This window comes from Solibacillus sp. (assembly GCF_040273735.1).
Taxonomy (GTDB): domain Bacteria; phylum Bacillota; class Bacilli; order Bacillales_A; family Planococcaceae; genus Solibacillus.
The window spans coordinates 1-21,368 of the sequence record NZ_JBELZM010000015.1; the positions used below are offsets into that span (position 1 = coordinate 1).

General features: G+C 41.8%; 18 protein-coding genes and 1 tRNA gene. 3 read left to right on the top strand and 16 right to left on the bottom strand.

Annotated elements, in window-relative coordinates:
- Window positions 1-75: 75 nt before the first annotated feature.
- The 7 genes from ABS917_RS14295 to ABS917_RS14325 form a co-directional block, all read right to left on the bottom strand.
- Window positions 76-1,557, bottom strand: coding sequence for an NCS1 family transporter (locus ABS917_RS14295; protein ID WP_350479622.1), 1,482 nt, complete (start codon window positions 1,555-1,557; stop codon window positions 76-78).
- Window positions 1,558-1,672: 115 nt separating this feature from the next.
- The gene (gene preA / locus ABS917_RS14300) at window positions 1,673-2,956 is read right to left on the bottom strand and encodes an NAD-dependent dihydropyrimidine dehydrogenase subunit PreA (protein WP_350479623.1); all 1,284 of its coding nucleotides are present in this window, start codon (window positions 2,954-2,956) and stop codon (window positions 1,673-1,675) included.
- Between the two features lie 11 nt (window positions 2,957-2,967).
- The gene (locus tag ABS917_RS14305) at window positions 2,968-4,305 is read right to left on the bottom strand and encodes an NAD(P)-dependent oxidoreductase (protein WP_350479624.1); all 1,338 of its coding nucleotides are present in this window, start codon (window positions 4,303-4,305) and stop codon (window positions 2,968-2,970) included.
- Window positions 4,306-4,354: 49 nt separating this feature from the next.
- The gene (gene hydA / locus ABS917_RS14310) at window positions 4,355-5,752 is read right to left on the bottom strand and encodes a dihydropyrimidinase (protein WP_350479625.1); all 1,398 of its coding nucleotides are present in this window, start codon (window positions 5,750-5,752) and stop codon (window positions 4,355-4,357) included.
- A gap of 823 nt (window positions 5,753-6,575) precedes the next feature.
- The gene (locus tag ABS917_RS14315; protein WP_350479626.1) at window positions 6,576-8,093 is read right to left on the bottom strand and encodes a CoA-acylating methylmalonate-semialdehyde dehydrogenase; all 1,518 of its coding nucleotides are present in this window, start codon (window positions 8,091-8,093) and stop codon (window positions 6,576-6,578) included.
- A 15-nt stretch (window positions 8,094-8,108) separates the two neighbouring features.
- Window positions 8,109-9,464: an aspartate aminotransferase family protein gene (locus tag ABS917_RS14320; protein WP_350479627.1), complete on the bottom strand. Its 1,356-nt coding sequence runs from the start codon at window positions 9,462-9,464 to the stop codon at window positions 8,109-8,111.
- Between the two features lie 152 nt (window positions 9,465-9,616).
- The gene (locus ABS917_RS14325; RefSeq protein ID WP_350479628.1) at window positions 9,617-11,155 is read right to left on the bottom strand and encodes a PucR family transcriptional regulator; all 1,539 of its coding nucleotides are present in this window, start codon (window positions 11,153-11,155) and stop codon (window positions 9,617-9,619) included.
- A 124-nt stretch (window positions 11,156-11,279) separates the two neighbouring features.
- Here ABS917_RS14325 and ABS917_RS14330 point away from each other — a divergent pair, with 124 nt between their 5' ends.
- Both ABS917_RS14330 and ABS917_RS14335 read left to right on the top strand, forming a co-directional pair.
- Entirely contained in the window at window positions 11,280-12,527 is a 1,248-nt protein-coding gene (locus tag ABS917_RS14330) for a Zn-dependent hydrolase (protein ID WP_350479629.1), read from the top strand.
- Between the two features lie 88 nt (window positions 12,528-12,615).
- Window positions 12,616-12,879 carry a Parvovirus coat protein VP1-like protein gene (locus ABS917_RS14335; RefSeq protein WP_350479630.1) on the top strand — a complete coding sequence of 88 codons (264 nt, stop codon included), beginning with the start codon at window positions 12,616-12,618 and terminating at the stop codon, window positions 12,877-12,879.
- Between the two features lie 55 nt (window positions 12,880-12,934).
- Here the strand turns inward: ABS917_RS14335 and ABS917_RS14340 are convergent, their stop codons facing one another.
- The 5 genes from ABS917_RS14340 to ABS917_RS14360 form a co-directional block, all read right to left on the bottom strand.
- Window positions 12,935-13,729, bottom strand: coding sequence for a basic amino acid ABC transporter substrate-binding protein (locus ABS917_RS14340; protein ID WP_350479631.1), 795 nt, complete (start codon window positions 13,727-13,729; stop codon window positions 12,935-12,937).
- Window positions 13,730-13,931: 202 nt separating this feature from the next.
- The gene (locus tag ABS917_RS14345) at window positions 13,932-14,654 is read right to left on the bottom strand and encodes an amino acid ABC transporter ATP-binding protein (RefSeq protein WP_350479632.1); all 723 of its coding nucleotides are present in this window, start codon (window positions 14,652-14,654) and stop codon (window positions 13,932-13,934) included.
- Window positions 14,655-15,356: an amino acid ABC transporter permease gene (locus ABS917_RS14350; protein WP_350479633.1), complete on the bottom strand. Its 702-nt coding sequence runs from the start codon at window positions 15,354-15,356 to the stop codon at window positions 14,655-14,657.
- A 30-nt stretch (window positions 15,357-15,386) separates the two neighbouring features.
- The gene (locus ABS917_RS14355) at window positions 15,387-16,166 is read right to left on the bottom strand and encodes a basic amino acid ABC transporter substrate-binding protein (protein WP_350479634.1); all 780 of its coding nucleotides are present in this window, start codon (window positions 16,164-16,166) and stop codon (window positions 15,387-15,389) included.
- Between the two features lie 742 nt (window positions 16,167-16,908).
- Window positions 16,909-16,980 (bottom strand) — tRNA-Arg (locus tag ABS917_RS14360).
- A gap of 183 nt (window positions 16,981-17,163) precedes the next feature.
- Between ABS917_RS14360 and clpP the strand changes: the two genes are divergently transcribed.
- Window positions 17,164-17,754 carry an ATP-dependent Clp endopeptidase proteolytic subunit ClpP gene (clpP, locus tag ABS917_RS14365; protein WP_339173403.1) on the top strand — a complete coding sequence of 197 codons (591 nt, stop codon included), beginning with the start codon at window positions 17,164-17,166 and terminating at the stop codon, window positions 17,752-17,754.
- Between the two features lie 338 nt (window positions 17,755-18,092).
- Here the strand turns inward: clpP and ABS917_RS14370 are convergent, their stop codons facing one another.
- The 4 genes from ABS917_RS14370 to rapZ form a co-directional block, all read right to left on the bottom strand.
- A complete protein-coding gene (locus ABS917_RS14370) occupies window positions 18,093-18,350 on the bottom strand; it encodes an HPr family phosphocarrier protein (RefSeq protein ID WP_350479635.1) in 258 nt (85 codons plus the stop codon).
- A gap of 153 nt (window positions 18,351-18,503) precedes the next feature.
- Window positions 18,504-19,445, bottom strand: a complete 942-nt coding sequence (gene whiA / locus ABS917_RS14375) for a DNA-binding protein WhiA (protein ID WP_339173409.1) — start codon at window positions 19,443-19,445, stop codon at window positions 18,504-18,506.
- 51 nt (window positions 19,446-19,496) lie between these two features.
- Window positions 19,497-20,474 carry a gluconeogenesis factor YvcK family protein gene (locus tag ABS917_RS14380; RefSeq protein ID WP_350479636.1) on the bottom strand — a complete coding sequence of 326 codons (978 nt, stop codon included), beginning with the start codon at window positions 20,472-20,474 and terminating at the stop codon, window positions 19,497-19,499.
- A 4-nt stretch (window positions 20,475-20,478) separates the two neighbouring features.
- Window positions 20,479-21,360, bottom strand: a complete 882-nt coding sequence (gene rapZ / locus ABS917_RS14385; protein ID WP_340716338.1) for an RNase adapter RapZ — start codon at window positions 21,358-21,360, stop codon at window positions 20,479-20,481.
- Window positions 21,361-21,368 lie beyond the last annotated feature (8 nt).

The window sequence follows — 21,368 nt, forward strand, 5'->3', positions numbered from 1 at the left end:
GCAAGCAGTTCATCAATTTGCTGAATTTCTTTTTCTACAAAATGAAATTCTGACATGATTGCACCTCGTTTACATTTAATCTGTGGAAGCTGTTTGCTCTACACCAATCGGTTCTGGAACAGCATCAATTTCCCAGCTGCGTCCCGCTGTAATGCCTAAATACTCATCATCGCTCGGATTGACGATTTCAGCTTGCGGATACTTCTTGAACCACCAGTATTTCGCCAGCACATAATAGATTGCTGCCCCCACAAAGAAGCCGACTAGTGAAGAAAACGATGGCCAAATATTCGCGATAAGACCGCCAAGCACCCAAGCAATAATACCCGCTACATTGACACCTTTTAAATAGCGATATTGCCCTTCCACCTCATAAAGGTCCTTTACATTTACTCGTCGCTTACGGAGCAAGTAATAGTCAGCGAATAAAATACCAACAATCGAAGAAAGGATACCCCCTACAACGAGCAGAACGCTATTTAAAATATCGAACAAACTCCAAGGCTGGACAATCGTTCCAACAATACCGGCAATGACTACACCTACCCAGAACGGTACTTTCGGTCCGCCGATATTCGAGAAAATCGTCGCAGCCGGAATAACGTTCGCAGAAGTATTTGTCGACCATTGTGCCAATACGATCATCGATAACAGCATCACTAGGACAATACCGCCTGCCGCTTGCTGAAGTGCGTTGACCGGATCACCTGAACCAGTCGCCATATAACATACCGCACCGATGACAATCATCAGCGTATTGAAAATCGGCTGAACTACTAAAGAGCCAAGTAACTGTGTTTTATTTCGTTTGAACCAGTTACGCTCATTTTTCGGTGCTTTGAAGTGACGGGAAAGCGTCGGCATATCCGCAGCCAATGTAGCCCAGAAGCCCATAATCGCCATCGCGACAACCATGAATGCCGTAAACTGTTCAAAACCTGTTTGCGGAGCTTCCACCCAAGACCATACTGCTTTTCCTTGCTCTTTCGCTTCAGCTGATAATTGCAAATACATCCAAATCGAAATAAAGATAATGATCGGTGCAGCGAAATCGGCGAAACGTTCAATTGATTTAATCCCTAGCGACACGTTGAACAACTGCAATGTCGCAAATACAAGGAAACATACAAACCAGTTGTCAAAACCAACCATAATATTCAGGATACCATTGATCGCCAATGCCCCGAAATACGTGTTGATCCCGAACCAGCACGATGCTGTAAATGCACGGGCAAATGACGGTAAATGTGTGCCGAGCGTTCCGAATGGGGCACGCATATAAACAGGAAACGATAATCCGTGCTCTACACCGATATCCCCGATAATGACCATGAAAATCCCGATTAGAATCGAACCGACCAATGTCGCAAGGATAAGCATCGGCATACTTAGATTAACAATCCCACCTGCACCGATCGCAAATGCGGCGAGTACGATGGCCATCCCTACCCAGATGACACCAAAGCCCATCATGCCAATACTGCGATTTTCATGTGTGACAGGAAGTAAATCCGGTGATTTTAAATAGTTACTATTTGTGTCTTTTCTGTCTGACATCGCTACACCTCTCTTTATTCAATTTTTGGGACTACAGGACGTGGGTCAGTCAGCCGTTGACGCACAATGCGACGCTGTTAGGCTGACATCCATGCCTTTAAAAAATTGGTGCCAACTACCTCGCAACACTTGAACTGCTTGGAGCAAATCCTGCGATTAATGTCTGTCTTTCATTCCATGTCATCGGCGGCTGTGTCGGAACAAGCTCCTTCATCGTAATCGCACCTTCTGCCGGACAGACAATCGAACATAAATTACAGCCAACGCAGTCTTCCTCACGCACTTTCAGCATTGGACGGCCATCTTCTGTATACAGATCGATACATTGATGGGACGTATCTTCGCAGGCAATATGGCATTTATTACAGTTAATGCAAACATCATTATTGATTTCTGCAACAACTTTATAATTTAAGTCTAAATCTCCCCAATCCGAATATTTCGGTACCGTTTTGCCGACTAAATCCATAACCGATGTTAAGCCTTTATCGTCTAAATAATTGCTTAATCCATCAATCATATCTTCAACAATGCTGAAGCCATGGTGCATTGCCGCCGTACAAACTTGTACACTAGTCGACCCCATCAAGATGAACTCTGCAGCGTCCTGCCAGTTCGAAATACCGCCAATCCCGGAGATCGGTAAATTGATATACGGACTTCTTGCACACTCGCCCACCATGTTCAGTGCAATTGGCTTAACGGCCGGTCCGCAATAACCTCCGTGCGCCCCTTTATTGCCAACATGCGGAATCGTGTTCCAAGAGTTCAGATCAACACCCGCCAAACTATTGATCGTGTTGATCATACTAATCGCATCCGCACCGCCGCGTACCGCTGCTTCCGCCGTTACAGTAATATCCGTAATATTCGGTGTCAGTTTGACGATGACCGGCACTTCAGCATATTCTTTCGCCCAATATGTCTGCTTTTCCACCAGTTCAGGCACTTGACCCGAAGCGGCTCCCATCCCACGTTCCGCCATACCATGTGGGCAGCCGAAGTTTAATTCGAAGCCATCTACCCCAACATCCTGGACTCTTTTCACGATTTCATGCCACTTTTCGGCTTTCGGCTCCACCATTAACGAAGCGATGATCGTATGGTCCGGGAACCGCTTTTTCGTTTCATAAATTTCCTTTAAGTTCACTTCCAGTGGTCGGTCTGTGATGAGCTCAATATTGTTGAAACCCGCCACCTTCTGACCGTTAAAACTAACAGCAGCAAAGCGTGAAGAAACGTTTAAAATAGGGTCCCCCAACGTTTTCCATACTGCGCCGCCCCAGCCCGCTTCAAATGCACGCTGCACTTGATAGCCGGAGTTTGTCGGTGGTGCCGATGCCAACCAAAAAGGATTCGGTGACTTAATACCAGCAAAATCTATTCGTAAATCTGCCATTTCAATTCCCCCTATGCAATTTCTGAATTTGCGTTTAGTTCATAATGAATCGCGTAAGCCGAATCTTTGCCTTGCTGCGCCGCCGATACGACTGTCGCCTCACCGTACCCGTTGCCGTAAATCGCATCACCGCAAGCGTAGATTTTCGGATTTGATGTCTTCAGGCTATGGTGATCCACATCAATCACACCGCGTGTATTTGCCAACCCTAAATGCTCAATCAGCTCATACTGTTTCGTTTGGCCGATCGCCCGAATAACCGCATCCGCCTCAATCACAAATTCAGAACCAGGAATCTCCATTAACGTTCCTTTTCCATTTTCGATATCCGTCAGTTTCATTTTGATGCATTCCATTCCGATCACTTTACCGTTTTCGTCGCCAATGATACGCTTCGGCAATGTCAGCCATCTGAATTCAACACCGTCCTGCTTCGCAAAATCAAACTCAAAATCATATGCCGTCATTTCGTTTGAAGTACGACGGTAAACGATTTGCACCTGTTCAGCACCCAATCTTACAGAACATGTCGCTGCATCAATCGCAGTATTGCCGGCACCGATAACGAGCACTTTTTTGCCTAGCACTCGATCCGTGAATGAAGATTTTGATTCCTTTACAAAATCAATCGCATCATACACACCATCCAGGTTTTCTCCCTCAACGCCCAGCACCGGTACTTTCCCCATACCAACCGCTACAATAATGCGGTCATAATTTTCAAGCAGTTCATCAACCAATACATCTTCGCCGATTTTCGTGCTCGTTCTGATTTCAACGCCTAGGTTTTGTACTTGCTGCACTTCCCATTCCACAACATCTTGCGGCAGACGGAATGAAACGATGCCGTAATAATTCAGGCCACCCGCTTTTTCATCTGCTTCGAAAATCGTCACACCGTAACCTAGCAATGCCAGTTCACGTGCAGCAGATAACCCTGCCGGCCCGCTTCCGATAATCGCGACTTTCTTGCCGTTTGCCCGTTGTGGCGTAAACAGATTGACATTCGACTCACGCAGCCAATCCGTTGCATAGCGCTGAAGGTGACCAATTTGAATCGGTTTTTCTTCACTGTTCAACACACAAGCCCCCTCACAAAGCTCGATTGTTGGACAAACGCGCGCACAGCTTGCGCCTACCGGATTTGATTCCATGATGACACGCGCAGAACCTTTCATATTATTCGAAGCAATTTTCTTTATAAAGCTTGGAATATTAATGCTCGTTGGACATGCCTGCACACAAGGTGGATCATAGCAATACAAACAACGATTCGCTTCAACAGTTGCTGCGTATGTTGTTAAGCCACCAAATATTTCTTCAAAGTTTTTCGCTAAACTATTGCTCATTTCATAACAACCCTCTCCAGTTTGATTTGTTATTACTTTTAGCTATTGATCATGAAGTTACTTTAGTGGAACCTTTTACTTCACGACGGATATACTTGCCGCTTCCAAGCTGTCCGACGAATTTTTTATCTTGAATGACATATTCACCGCGTACTAGCACACTTGTTGGCTCACCCGTCACTTCCAGCCCTTCAAATGCGTTGTAGTCCACATTCATATGATGTGTTTCTGCAGAGATCGTACGTTTTACTGTCGGATCGAATAATACGATATCCGCATCCGAACCGACCGCGATCGTTCCTTTTTTAGGGAATAGCCCAAAAATCTTCGCAGACTGCGTTGAAATCATATCGACAAACTCGTTTTCCGTAATGCGGCCTTTCGCAACACCTTCTGAATACAGTACAGAGAAACGGTCTTCGATAAACGGCCCGCCATTCGGGATTTTCGAGAAGTCATCTTTCCCTAATGTTTTCTTGCCGTTGAAGCTGAATGAACATTGATCCGAACCAATTGTTTGCAGCTGTTTCGCTTTCAATGCATTCCACAATACTTCCTGATGCTCTACAGGACGTAACGGCGGTGACCAGACGTATTTTGCACCTTCAAAGTTCGGCTTTTCCAATGCTGTCTGGTCAAGCACTAAATACGGTGGACAAGTTTCACCTAACACGTTGTAGCCTTTATTACGTGCCGAAATGATTTCATCTACCGCTTCTTTACACGTTACATGCACGACATATAATTGCGCTCCAGCCAAGTTTGCCAGCTCAATCGCACGCTTCGTCGCTTCGCCTTCTACTTCTGGCGGACGAGTTAGCGCATGATAAATCGGCTCCGTCTGGCCATTCGCTTTCGCTTCTTCTACTAATTCATCGATAACCGATCCGTTTTCGCAATGGACCATAACCGTTGCGCCAAGCTTCTTCCCGACTTTAAATGCCTGGAATAACGTCCGATCCGTCGCCTGGAATTCCTTCGCATATGCAAGGAACACTTTGATCGAGCTGATCCCGCCTCTTTCCAGGGCTTCCGGTAATTCCTGCAGGCGCTTTTCATTTAAATCACCGATCATTAAGTGGAAGCCGTAGTCGATTACAGCCTTATCTTTTGCTTTGCCGTGCCATGTATCGATTGCATCCATCAATGTTGGCGAGCCTGCACTAATACAGAAATCGATAATCGTCGTTGTTCCTCCGTATGCCGCAGCAATCGTTCCTGATTGCCAGTCATCATCCGTTACCGTGTTGTTGAACGGCATATCGAGATGGGTATGAGGGTCAATACCACCCGGGAATAAAAGCTTTCCTGTTGCATCAATAATTTCCGCTTCCGCATCATCTATTTTTGCTGCAATTTGAGTGATGATTCCGTCCTCAATCAGCACATCCCCTTTAAACGTATCCGCAGCAGTAACAATTGTTCCCCCAGTAATAATCTTTTTCATATGAACCCTCCTAGTTTTCTAGTAATTTCTATTGAAAAAATGAAAAACCAAAGTGCATCCTAGTAGAACCAACTTTTGAGAATATTTACTAGTTTTTAAGCATATAATTTAATATAAAGTATTATATGTAACAATTAGTAACATAATATCTAATTAACAGAAAAAAATTTAAATAAATATTTTCCGTTAGTAAATCCTTGTGAATCCTTCATATATATAACTTTACTGAATATTTCGACTAAAATTAATATACAAAAGGTAATTTTTTCCGCAAATATTTTAGACAAAAGGTTAAAAGTTGTAAGGATATATGCTATCTTTGTGTAAGTTTTTCTAACATAATGTATCAGTTTTCACATAGGAGCGGGGTGCCTAAGAAGGTTTTCTAATATATCGGGAGGATGTTCTAATATATTTTTATTTGTTCTAATAAAATTTGGATTTTCTAATATATCGTTCTATTGTTCTAATATGTGTGCGCAATATTCTAATATCCTCTCCCAATCATCAAATAGCCACACCGTTTCTTCTAATATCCGCCGGCAATGTTCTAATAAAACTATAAACCCGCATTCACCCGAGCTTAAATCTGCGTCCGCCAACCCAATTAACGCCCATTCTTCTAATAAACACCCTAACTGTTCTAATAAACTGCCCTCTTCTTCTAATAGCCCTAACAAATGTTCTAATAAAATATAAATCCGCCTCTACCCGCGCCTAAATCAGTATCGGCAAACTCCTTCTAATACCCAACCTTATTGTCCTAATAAAAACAAAAACAGCCTCACCCCATATCCGGAATCAGGCTGTTTCTGCATGTATTTTAATTATTGCTAGGGAAAGCGAATGTCGATGCTGTCGTTTCTGTTGTATCTGGCCAGCGTTCCGATACCGTTTTCGTTTTTGTAAAGAATCGGGCCTGATCCGGACCAAACATATGCCCCTCACCAAAGCGCGATCCTTTAAAGCCGGCAAAGTTATGATAGCCGACAGGGATTGGAATCGGCACATTGACGCCGACCATCCCGACATCAATCTCCGTTGTAAACTTGCGCGCCGCCGCCCCATCATTCGTGAAGATCGTGACCCCATTTGCCAAATCCTGGCCGTTAATGAAATCAATCGCTTCCGAAAGCGAATTTACGCGCACGACATTACGAGCCGGACCGAAAACTTCCTCATCGAAAATCTCCATCTCCTTCGTAATATTGTCCAGCAATGTCGGACCTACGAAGAAGCCTTCCGAGTTTTTCACGATATCCAGCTCACGGCCGTCAACTACTACCGTCGCACCTTGACGTTCAGCTAAATCGATTGCTTTCAAAATATTCTCTTTCGACTCTTTCGAAATGACCGGACCAAAATCCGTGCCTTCTTCTTTATAGCTGCCAACTTTTAAGTTGCTGATTTTCTCTTTCAAAATCGCAACAAGTCGATCAGCCGTCTCTTCACCAACCGGCATAATTGTAGAAATCGCCATACAGCGTTGGGAAGCCGCGCCATATGCAGCACCTATAAACGCATTCGCCACTTGCTCTAAATCCGCATCCGGCATAACGACCATATTATTTTTCCCGCCGCCTAAAGCAGTAACGCGCTTGCCGTATTTTGAACCCGTTTCATAAATATATTTTGCAACAGGCGTAGAGCCGACAAATGAAATCGCTTGAACAGTCGGGTTTTCCAGCAGCTCATTTACCGCATCTTTACTGCCGTTTACTACTGTCCAGATCCCGTCCGGCAATCCTGCTTTTTTCCATAACTCACTGACAAACAACGAAGTCATCGGCACCTTTTCGGATGCTTTTAAAATAACCGCATTCCCAACAGCGACTGCCATCGATGTTTGCGCTAACGGCACCATGATTGGGAAGTTAAATGGCGAGATCGCTGCAACGACACCTAAAGGGTACTTCGCAGAGTAGGCATTAATTTGACCACCTACATTTACCGAATATTCCCCTTTCACTAAATGAGGTGCACCGATTGCCAGGTCAACCGATTCCAGTGCACGTGTCACTTCACCGCGCGCATCCTCCAGCGTTTTCCCGCTCTCCGTACAAATAATGTCCAACAGCTGATCCATATTTTCTGTCAGTAAAAATCGGAAGCGCATCAACACTTCAGCACGCTTCGCAACAGACAGATCACGCCATGCCGGGAAAGCCGCTTTTGCTGCTGCAATGGCTTCACGTGTTTCTTCAGCTGTCGCAATCGGAACTTCGGCAATTACTTCGCCTGTCGTCGGGTTATAAACTTTCGAATAGTTGTCGTTCTTCCCTTCGACCAATTCCCCATTGATAAAATGTGTTAATTTTTTTACCGAAACTGCTTCTGTCATTATGAAGATCCCCCTTTATTTAATACTGTTCACTGCTTCAATCACTGTATTGGCGATAAGGTCCTTTTCCTCCAATGAAATTGAAAGCGGTGGTGACAGTGTTAATACATTATTGAAGTTCGCTACCGTTACACCGTTTTTCCCGATAATGACACCCTTCTGCTTACAGTAGGCAATCACTGCATTTACACGCGCGACATCAAGCGGTGTTTTCGTTTCTTTATTTTCAACAAGCTCAATACCGACCAATAATCCTTTTCCGCGGATATCGCCTACAAAAGGATGATTCTCTAAATTTTCTTTCAAAGTGCGTTTAAGTGATTCTCCGAGTACAACGGATTGCTCGAACAAATTTTCGCGCTCCATAATTTCAATGTTTTTCAATGCCACTGCACATGCGACCGGTGAACCGCCAAATGTATTAATATGGCGGAAAAACTCATAGTCCCCATTCGCGACAAACTGCTCGTAAATTTCGCGGCGGATCGCAGTTGCTGATAATGGCATGTAGGCACTTGTCAAACCTTTAGCCATCGTCACAATATCCGGCTTAATGCCATAGTTTTGGAATCCGAACGCTGTACCTGTACGCCCGAAGCCACAGATGACCTCGTCAACAATCAAGAGCGCACCATGTTTCTCGCACACTTCCTTTACGCCTTTCAAGTAATCTTCATTCGGCACAATGACACCGCCACCTGTAATGATCGGCTCCATAATAACCGCGGCGATCGTTTCGGACATTTCCCAAGTCATCACTTGATCAATGTTTTTCACACTAGGCAATGTCGTTGCATCGCCGTTTACTGCTTCTTCCGGATTACGGTACTGATCAGGTGGTGCTACATGTAAAAATCCGGGTGCAAGCGGCTCGTATTTATATTTTCGCTGCGCTTGGCCTGTCGCAGCCAAAGCGCCCATTGAACTCCCATGATATGCACGGTAGCGGGAAATGATTTTATAGCGGTTCGTATCACCTTTTTGCTGATGATATTGTCTTGCCACTTTAAACGCCACTTCATTTGCTTCCGATCCACTGTTAGAATAGAAGACTACATATTCCTCACCAAGCAGCTCGCTGATTTTCTGGCTCAGTAAAATCGCTGGTATGTGCCCATTCGTTAGCGGTGTATATGAATTTTTAAGCATTTGCTCATAAGCAGTGTCGGCAATTTCCTTACGACCATAACCAATATTTGTACACCAAAGCCCTGCCATTGCATCTAAATATTTATTGCCATCGATGTCTGTCAGCCAAGCCCCTTCCGCGCGTTCAACGATAAATGTCGCTTCCGGGTTATAAGGCTTCATCGAGTGCCATACATGTTTTTCGTCATTTGCTTTCCAGTTATACTCTACATATTGGCTCATGCATTTCCCTCCTACATTCCTAAACTCTATTTCTATTTTCGCTTATCGGAAGATTAAGGGCATTATACATAGTGTAAAATGGATGTTTGCCTCGATTTCACATTTAGGTCAAAGAGCTTTCTAAATCACGGACATTTCAAACCTTCACACCTTCACACCTTCACACCTTCATAATAATTATGCTTCGTCATGAGGAGCATGATTTCCAGGCAGAGGCGGTTTTCGTATTTCATAAAATCATTGCCGATGATCTGCTCCACTTTTTCCAGGCGGTGATAAAGGGTTTGGCGGACGATGAACAGTTTTTCGGCGGTTTCCTTTTTTAGTCCGTTACACTGAAAATACACATCGAGCGTTTGGATCAGATTCGCATTATGCTTGCTGTCATACTGACTAAGCTTTTCGATTTTTTCCTTTGCTGCCTGCATAAGACTGCTGTTGTTTTGCAGCACTTTCACCATATGGTACAGCACCAGTTCATCGTAGAAATATGAATGCTCCATATGTTTCATCCGGATCTGAAGGGTTTCCTGCGCTGTTTGATAGCTTTCTTTCAATTCATTGTAATGCGAAACATATTTCCCAACAGCTATAAGCATATCCTGTTTATTTTGCTGGATCATCTCATTCATCACGCGGTTCATCCGCTCTTTATACGTAGCTCCCTGCGCCAGATCGTTTACGATGAAAATCAAATATTGGGACTGCTCGACAATAAATGTGTAAAATCCTTCCTTCTGCAATGCCTGACGAAGATTGATTTTGTAATTTGTTAAATCTTTTTTCGCATTTTTCCTTCTCAGCTGATGAATCATAACCATCCAGCCGTTATGCTTCAATTTTTGATCGATTTCTTCTATAAAATAAAGCAACTCATCATCGCTGTTTTCACCATCGAGCCATTTTTCAAAGAACTTTCGGTTTTCGCTTTCGAGTTTTTCTTCGATATATAAATCTCTTAAAATAAACTGCGACAGTGTAACAACAGTGCGGTCCAAAATGAGCAAATCCAACTCAGTCATTTCTCTTTTTTCAGAGTATATATAGACCGTGCCGTACAATTGATCAAATAAATTCACTTCAATATTCGCTTTATATTTACTGCCTAAACTATCAATATACTTTTTGCAATTTTCAATCTTTTTATCCGGGATTGCGAGACTTGTTCCTTTTTTCACATCAAAATAAATATCCACATTCAAATACTTTTGCATATACTGCAAAATCTTTACTTTGTCATTCACCTTCAGAACATAGTTGTTAATCTTCTGGGAATAATCTTCGAGCTGCCTTAAAATATCGTATTGCTGATGAATGATTGCTGTATGCAAATCTTGCGTAATACCGACGAACGGGACGATCTCCTGAAAAACAATGAGCGGAAAATCCAGTTCATTTGCCAGACTGATGACACTTTCCGGAACGGTTTGAATGTACATCCCCAGCTCAATACAAAGTCCGGCTACATGTAATTCGCTAAGCTGCTTCACAAAATTCAAAAAGCCTTGTTCATTATCCTTTAAAATGACACCCGTCGTCAGAATCAGTTCATTCCCTCTTATAAGCAGCTTCACATCGGTTACTTCCAATATATGAATCCATTTGATCTTATTGTTTAAGCCGGCTTGACCTGCGACGACCTTCGCCGATTCAAAGTATTTTCGATTAAGAACTTCTTTTACGGTTAACATAAGCAGCCCCCTATCATTAACAATTCGTCCATACAATTATTGTATCATTTTACATTAAGTATATATTAATTTCCTATATGCTAGTGCTAATGTTTATATATTATTGAATTTAAGGGGGAAATTTATGTTAAAAACAAATCGCGAACGACTTCAAAACACGATTGAATTATTTAGCCAATTTGGGGCAACTGAAAATAATGGTGTCACACGTTTAAGCCTATCTCCCGAAGATATTCTTGCGCGCAACAAGTTCAAGGAAATTTGCGAACAGCTTGGTATGATCGTAACCGTTGATGATATGGGCACTATGTATGCAACACTTCCTTCCAACTCCGATAATTTACCGATTGTCATCGGCTCACACTTGGATTCAGTCATTAAAGGCGGACGCTTCGATGGAGTGCTTGGTGTTCTAACTGCACTGGAAGCCGTCCAAACGATTATTGATGGAAAACTCGAACTGAATCACCCTATAACGATCGTAAACTTCACAAACGAAGAAGGTGCACGTTTTGAACCGTCATTAATGGCTTCAGGTGTACTTTCAGGAAAATTCGAAAAGGAAAAGATGCTCGCTTCAACAGACCGTAAAGGCGTGACATTTGAACAAGCCCTGAAAGAAAGCGGCTATGAAGGTGATGTCGCAAACCGTCTGACAGAGGCACATGCCTATTTGGAGCTTCATATTGAACAAGGTCCCGTGCTGGAACATTACAAAAAAGAGATCGGTGTCGTGGAAGGCGTTCTTGGCATGGTATGCTATGATATTACGTTAACCGGCGAATCGAACCATGCGGGCACTACCCCTATTTCCATGCGTAAAGACAGTATGTTTGCTGCAATGCAAATCATTTCCATCCTACAAAATAAATTAAAACAGCTTCCTGAAGATCTTGTTTATACAATCGGGCGCATCAATGCCTACCCGAATATTCATACAGTTATCCCGAGTAAAGTAACATTCTCGTTGGAATCCCGCCATCAAGATCCGGCTGTCATTCAACAAGTGGAGCAAATCATTTTTGACTTGCCGAAAGAAATTGAAAATTGCGAGCTGAGCTACAAAAAACTATGGAGCCGGGATACGGTGTATTTCGCACCGGAAGTTGTCCACGCTGTAGCATCAAGTACAGATGAACTAGGTTATTCACGCCATCATATGTTCAGCGGTGCCGGCCACGATGCTCAATTTATGGCCGAGTACATTCCTTCTACGATGATTTTCGTTCCAAGTGCGAAAGGCTATAGTCACCGGGAAGATGAATATACTTCCTACGAGGAATGTTCAAAAGGTGCAGATGTCCTTGTTAATGCAATATTGAAAGTAGCCGAATCTTCGGTTTCACCCGTTAAGTCTGCTAGTGTGAAGTAAAGGTTTTTATGATGAAATCAATAGTTTTGCCCTCCTTTTCTTATTAGGTGAACATACTATATGGTACCTACTATAAGGAGGTGGGATGATGATGAGACGTCCTGCAGTGGGTTTCTGCTTCCCTGGTTATCGTTACTGCGGACCGGGCTGCAGCGGACCTGGTGCACCAACGAATGCAGTAGACAATTGCTGCCTAAACCATGATGCCTGCTATGCATACGGATATGATAAAAGGTATTGTGACGCAATTTTTCAACAATGTTTAAATCAATACAAAACCCCCTCAACGAAAATGGGGAGGGACGCAAACTTGTTTTCCAGAGCGATTCGGTTAAAGAATTTTCTAATATAAAATAAAAACACAGGCATGAATTCCTTTCCAAAAGGTTTCATGCCTGTGTTTGCTATTAATCGATCTTCTGACCTGTAATTTCTTCTAATTTACCGTTTTCTTTAATTTTTGCTAGACCTTCGTTTAAACGGTTCAGTAATTCCGTGTTCCCCTTTTTCACCATGAAGCCGTAATACTCTTTTTCGAACTGATCCGATTCAATTGCTTTTAGCCCTGAATCCGGATTGTTCTTTAAGTACTCGATAACAACTGCATTATCGCCAAACGCTGCTGCTGTTGCACCATTGATTACTTCCTGGAATGCCACTGGCTGGTTTTCATACGCTAAAATTTTTGAACTTGATTTCCCTTGCAGGTTTTGTGCTGCAATATGGCCTGTCGTGTTAATTTGAACAGAGATTTTTTGATCTTTTAACTCATCCAATGTTTTAATTGTTGAATCTTCCTTCACAACGATCATTAATGACGCTTCATAATATGGATCTGTGAAGTCATACGTTTCTTTACGCTCATCTGTAATTGTGATGCCTGATGCACCTAAGTCCAGTTCACCATTCGTAATTTGTTGGAATACCGGCTCCCAACCTACATTTCGGAATTCAATTTCCGAACCAATTTCTTCACCGATTGCTTTCATAATATCAACATCGATACCGACAATTTCACCTTTATCGTTCATCGATTCAAATGGGGCAAATGTTGCTTCTGTTCCGACTAGCAGCTTTTTACCGTCACCTTCTCCAGATGTTGCACTTCCTGATGTTTCATCGTCTGCTGTACCGCATGCGGCTAAAATGATTGTTAATGTCATGAGCAGCATTGTTATTAAAAACTTCTTTGTTTTGAACATTATAAAACCCCCTCTATTTTTGTTAAGATTATACATTTTTTAGTAAAGCCACACAATATGCAATTCTAAATCTTCTGATAGTTTAATTTATAAAGATTCCTCTAGGAGTCGTCTCCCCTACATTCCAACCATCTGTGCTCTCTACTAAATATAAAAAACTATCTTCTACTACTCAACATAATAGAAGATAGTTTCCATACATTTATAGAACTTTTCCTAAAAAGGCTTTTGTACGTTCGTTTTGCGGGTTGCCGAATACTTCATCCGGGTGGCCTTGCTCTACGATATAGCCGCCATCCATGAACAGTACACGGTCGCCCACTTCACGTGCGAAGCCCATTTCATGCGTTACGACAACCATTGTCATACCTTCTTTTGCAAGGTTTTTCATTACTTCCAAAACCTCTTTTACCATTTCCGGGTCGAGGGCTGACGTTGGTTCGTCAAACAGCATCACTTTTGGCTTCATCGCTAACGCACGGGCAATCGCTACACGCTGCTGCTGACCGCCTGATAACTGCTGCGGATAGTTATATGCCTTTTCACGCAAACCGACCTTATCCAATAGCTCCAGTGCCAGTTTTTCGGCCTCGGCTTTGTTCAGTTGGCGAATTTGCATTGGAGCCATCGTAATATTATCGATGACCGACATATGCGGGAATAAGTTGAACTGCTGGAACACCATTCCTACTTCTGTACGGATCTCGTTAATATTTGTTTTCGGATCATTAATTTTAGTACCTTCAATATAGATTGCACCATCCGTTACTTCTTCCAGCAAGTTCATGCAGCGAAGAAACGTTGATTTCCCAGAACCGGATGGCCCGATAACACAAACTACCTCTTTTTCATGTACTTCATAATCGATCCCTTTTAACACTTCGAGCTTGCCAAAATGCTTGTGTAAGTTTTCTACTTTAATCATTTATGCGCGCTCCTTTTTCTTACGTGGGTTGTAATTAATATCAACTCGTTTTTCGATAAATGCAATGAGCTTCGTTACAGCATACGTCAATACAAGGTATAGGAACGCCGCGAATAAGTACGGCTCCCAGAAACGCTGATACGTTCCGGCTACAACTTTACTTACGTATAAAATTTCGGCTCCGGCGATTACCGTTACAAGTGAAGAATCTTTTAATAGTGCGATAAATTCATTCCCTAAAGGTGGAATCATACGACGGAACGCCTGCGGTAAAATAACTTTGCGCATCGCCTGGCTTTGCGTTAACCCTAAAGATCTTGCAGCTTCCATTTGACCTTTGTCGATCGACTGGATCCCTGCACGGAAAATTTCTGCATTGTATGCGGCACTGTTTAAAATCAGGCCGACAATACCCGATACCCACCAACCTTGTGATGTTCCAAAAATAGTTGGAATAACAGCTAAGTGAATTAATAATAATTGTACGAGCATTGGCGTACCACGGAATACGTCGACATATATTTTAGCCGGCCAGTAAATCCATTTTTTTGCTGAAACCTGGCCTAATCCTAAAACTAGACCGAATATGATACCACCAATATAACCACATGCTGTTAAAACAATAGTCGCCCAAAGTCCTTTTGCATATAGTTCACGGTAGTTCCAGATTATATCCCAACGGAAAAAATCAAAAAAATCCATCTGAAACCCTCCAATAAATTAAAATGTTGCTTATTCGATTTCCGTACCTGTAATTTCAGCTAACTTGCCGTTGTCTTTAATTTTTTGAAGACCTTCATTTAAAATATCCAATAGCTCTTTGTTGCCCTTTTTCACCATAAAGCCGAAGTAGTCTTTTTCAAATGAAGTATCTTCCACCGCTTTTAAGCCTGAATCAGGATTGTTTTCAAGGTAATCTAAAATTACTGCATTATCACCGATAGCGGCATCTGCTGCACCTGTCAGCACTTCTGTTAAAGCAACAGAGAAGTTTTCATAAGCCAAAATTTTTGAGCTTGCAACGCCTTGAAGTTCCTGTGCTGCGATATGACCTGTCGTATTAATTTGCACCGCGATTTTTTTGTCTTTAATATCCTCTAACGATGCAACTGTCGAACCTTCTTTTGTTACGATCAATAAAGTCGCTTCATAATAAGGATCTGTAAAGTCATATGATTCTTTACGCTCATCTGTAATTGTAATAGCCGCTGCACCCATATCCACTTCACCAGTTGTTACTTGGCTCATCATTGAGTCCCAGCCTACATTCTTCACTTCTGTTTCAATGCCCATCTCTTCGCCGATCGCTGCTAAAATCTCTGAATCTAATCCGACAACATTTCCTTTATCGTCTAAATATTCAAATGGTGCATATGTAGCTTCCGTACCTGCAACAATTTTCTTATATTCTTTATCCCCTGTTGATGTAGACTCATCAGCTCCACACGCTGTCAAAATCATTGAAGCTGCGGCTAAAGGTGCTGCCCATTTAAATAGTTTTCTTGTACTCATTATGAATATCCTCCTGGATGTAGTAGTTTTTTTGTTAATAACATGTTCAATTATATTAATTACACAATTAATATACAACATTTAATTTTTAAAAAATTGATTATTATTGCAGTACGATGAATTATTATAACAAAATTGACGGTATATTTGCATATAATTTAATATTTATTCACTCGTTTACTATTTCATTATTGTATTTCCTCCTTCAAAAAGGCTCTTTTATCATTACATATATTCCCTGTTTTTTTAAAATAAATGTTAATCTGCCGGGTAATTTTTAACTAAAATGAAAAAGGCTGCATAAGAGGAAATCCCTCTCATGCAGCCTTGGATTATTATTTAGTTCAGAGAACGAATGAAGGATAAAAAGAACCGGTACAGTGATTCCTTCTATCCTGCTGAAACTTCATTCTCCATTGCAAAAAAATCTCAGATGATTTTTGCAATTGATATTGAAACGTATATTAAAACAGTAAAATGGTGCCCCCTAAAGGACATGATAGTATGGTCTATCTAACTAGTTTTGTAAAAACACAACATTTAATAATGTACTAATTTTCTACATATATTTCAAGTAGAAAATGTGCTTTTTAAAAAGAAATTTTATTTTTTAGGTGAAGAGCGTTTAAATTAGATTAGTTTCGGAAACTTATAGTGTAGCGTTAAAAATAAACTGTAGAAAAATGGAAGAGAAAGATTATTTTTACTTCATGCTGATCAATAATAATCTTTAAAAAGAAAGCGCCCTCGGAGGGAATCGAACCCCCAGCCTCAGAACCGGAATCTGAAGTGTTATCCATTACACCACGAGGACATATAAGTATATGAGCAACTTTTTTCATTATACAGATGGAACCCCTTATTTTCAACTGTAAAAATCAGAGTTTATATTTGACCATAACTGACTAATACGTGTATGATAGGTTTACAGCTGAAATATTTGTCAATTTCAGCAAAAGTAATCGAATATAAGCTTTAACAAAGGGAGGATTTTTCAATGAACTTAATTCCTACAGTTATTGAACAAACAAACCGCGGCGAACGTGCATATGACATTTATTCACGTTTACTTAAAGACCGCATCATTTTATTAGGTAGTGGGATTGACGATAATGTTGCGAACTCAATCGTAGCACAGCTATTATTTTTAGAAGCTGAAGATCCAGATAAAGACATCTACCTGTATATCAACTCACCAGGTGGCTCTATCACTTCAGGTATGGCGATCTACGATACGATGAACTTCATCAAACCTGATGTATCAACAATCTGTATCGGTATGGCTGCTTCAATGGGTGCATTCCTGCTTTCTGCTGGTGCAAAAGGCAAGCGTGTTGCTTTACCAAACGCAGAAGTAATGATTCACCAACCACTTGGCGGAGCACAAGGTCAAGCAACAGAAATCGAAATCGCTGCAAAACGTATTTTACACTTACGTGAAAAATTAAACCGCATCATGGCTGAAAACAGTGGCCAAGATTACGAAACGTTGGCACGCGACACAGATCGTGACAACTTCATGTCTGCAGAGCAAGCATTAGAGTACGGTCTTATCGATAAAATTTATGAGCGTAACCAATTAAAATAATCGATCCATTCAAGCATACAAGATTCATCTTGTATGCTTTTTTGTGTTCAAAAAATAAGCACAGCCGTTCAAAAATACTGAACAGCTGTGCTTTTGTTTTGTAAATAAAATTCGTTATCGTACTTTGTTTAACGCTTAAATAATATATTTGTCCACGTCCAGGATAAAGCGCCAATTCCTTGGCCAGTTCGGTCCCTCATGCAAAAGTGGTGGAGCTTTTACTTTTGCGTCGGGCCCTCCAATGGCTTGGGCTCACACGATGTGAGTCATTGGGGGCATGCCACAAGGATGTGGCGTTTTGCCCACTCGGAGTTGAACGGGCGCTTTATCCTTTTGTTTTAATCCGCTTTTTCAATTAGAAGTTGTAGTGAGTCGATCGCTTTTTCTTCGTCATGGCCGTCTGCCCATAATGTGACAACTGTGCCTTTTGCAACAGCTAGGCTCATAATGCCCATGATCGACTTTGCATTCACTTTTTTCGTATCTTTTTGTAAAAAGACATCTGCTTTATAACGATTCGCCTCTTGGACGAACAAAGCGGCCTGTCTTGCTTGTAAGCCCGATTTTAACTTTACTTCTACTTGTTTTTCAATCATGTTGAAATACTCCCTTTCACAACCGTTCATCGCTTCTAAGTTTATCTTAACGAAATTGTCCGAAAAGAACAACAATTGGAAACATCTTTTATGAAATCATTACCAATTTTTTCTTTTACGCCTCGTCGACTTGCTCCGTACCTTTATGTGAATTTAAATACTCTCTCCACGACGGAGCGCATCCGCGATTTCATCGATTTTGCGCAGACGATGATTGACGCCTGATTTACTGACAACGCCAGTTGAAACCATTTCACCGAGCTCTTTTAACGTCACGTCCTGATATTCCACACGAAGACGTGCTATTTCACGCAGTTTTTCCGGCAGTTGATCAAGACCTACCGCATTATCAATATAGCGGATATTTTCCACTTGCCTCAACGCCGCGCCTATTGTTTTGTTTAAGTTGGCCGTTTCACAGTTTACGATACGATTCACACTGTTACGCATATCTCTTATGATCCGTACATCCTCAAACTTCAGCATTGCCTGTACAGCACCGACTAAATTCATAAAATCCGAAATTTTTTCGGCTTCTTTCAAATACGTCACAAAGCCTTTTTTACGTTCGATCGTTTTCGCATTTAAATCGTATCGGTTCATCAGCTCTGCCAACGCTTCCCCGTGCTCCTTATATAAAGAATAAATCTCCAAATGGTAGGAAGAGGTTTCCGGATTGTTCACCGAGCCTCCCGCCAAGAAGGCACCACGTAAATAAGCACGGCGTTCATTTTCTTTCGGTATGATTGATTTGGCGATTGTATGATTAAACTCAAATGAATTTGAGACAATTTCTAAATCCGCAAGAATTTCCCGTGCGCCTTCACGAACACGGCATATATACACATTGTTCTTTTTAAGACGCATCTTTTTTCGAACTAGCAACTCGACATTATATGGATAAAGCTTCTTTACAATTGTATAAAGCCGACGTGCGATTGCCGCATTTTCTGTCTGTACATCTAAGCTTATTTGACGATTCGCAAAACTTAACGAACCATTCATCCGTATAAGGGCAGATACTTCAGCCTTTAAACTGCTATCACCGGCTTCTACTTGCGTCAGTTCTTTCTTAGTTTCAGATGCAAATGACATGGATTCGCTCCCCCTTTCCTAGCAACCTATGTAGCGTTTCTTTCAATACTACTATTCTTGCATCGTTTGTTTTTTCTGTATTGTATATTCACATAGCCACTCGGCGAGATTTACCGCATCATGGCGTACTGTTCCATTTTCAATAAGCGCAATCTCTTTTGGAATAATATTGATGCCCATTTCCTGCAGTCTTTCAATATCAAACTTTACAGGTTCGGCATTTTCTTCACGGTAATTTTCGTATATCGAAGGAGGCAGCTCCTTTTCATTGATCAGTACCGATTGAATAAATGCTTCTCCTACATGCTCATGAATTGCTTCAATATGCTGTGAGGCAGTAAAACTTCTCGTTTCACCTTGCTGTGTCATTAAATTCGCAATGTAGATCTTTTCACCTTTTGCACGAATAACTGCCTGCCCGATTCCTTTAACTAATAAATTCGGAATGATGCTCGTATAAAGGCTTCCAGGTCCAATCAAAATAAAATCTGCCCGTTCAATCGCATGAACTGCAGCAGGTAAAGGTTTGAGATTACTCGGCTCCAAGTATACCCGTTTAATCGGTGCATGGCCTGATGGAATTTTAGACTCTCCTATAATGTCTGACCCATCCGCTAATTCGGCATGTAATGTAACCTTTTTATTCGCTGCTGGAATGACCTTTCCGTGCACATTCAGTACTTTGCTCATTTCAGCAATCGCATGGTTAAAATCACCTGTAATTTCAGTTAAAGCAGTCAACATCAAATTCCCGAGCGAATGACCGCCTAAATCGTTTGATTGGGAAAAGCGGTATTGAAACATTTGCTCTACTAACGGCTCTACATCTGATAATGCGGCAATTACATTTCGCACATCTCCTGGCGGCGGGATATCATAGTCATCCCGCAAACGTCCAGAAGAGCCACCGTCATCTGCAACCGTCACGATGGCCGTTATATCAAAATGATGTTGCTTTAGGCCGCGTAAAATTGTAGAAAGGCCTGTCCCCCCGCCAATTACGACGATTCTTGTTCTCTTTTTTTTCATTTCATCAATCCTTCCTATGATTGATATCTCTATGTGTAACGATGACTTGATCATTTTTTGCCAATAGCTTCCCGAAGTATTCAGCAAGTGTAACCGAGCGATGTTGTCCGCCCGTACAGCCGAAAGCGATGACAAGCTGTGATTTGCCTTCATTACGGTAATGGGGGATCATGAATGTGAACAAGTCCGTCAGTTTGGCTATTAACTGTTGTGTTTCTTCCGTTGCCAGTACGTAAGAGGAAACTTCTGTTTGCAGCCCTGTTTTATGCCGTAACTCTTCAACATAGTAAGGATTTTTTAAAAAACGGACATCGAATACTAAATCCGCATCAATCGGCAGACCATGCTTAAAACCAAATGACATAATGTTTAGTGAAAACGTAGGACTGCTCATATTGCTGAATTCCTGGGCGATACGTTCACGTAATTCGCGTGGCTTTAACTTGGAAGTATTGACGATTGATTTGGCGCGACCTTTTACTTCAGAGAGCAATTCGCGCTCCAATTGAATCCCTTCCAGCGGTAATCCCTGAGGTGCAAGCGGATGTGATCGGCGTGATTCTTTATAGCGGCGAACTAATGTGGCATCATCGGATTCTAAAAATAAAATACGGAGTAAAATATCTTCTTCATCCAGTAGTGCGTCGAGCGATTCGATCAATGAGCCAAAAAATTCTCTCCCACGTAAATCCATGACAACCGCCATACGTGAAATCTTTTTTTCGGAACCCTTCATTAGCGCTAAAAAAGTAGTTAAAAGCTCCGGAGGTAAATTATCTACACAGTAATAACCTAAATCCTCAAAACTTTGAACTGCTACCGTTTTGCCCGCCCCTGACATTCCTGTAATAATAACTAACTCATGTGTATAGCTCGAACTAGCCACTTATTTCA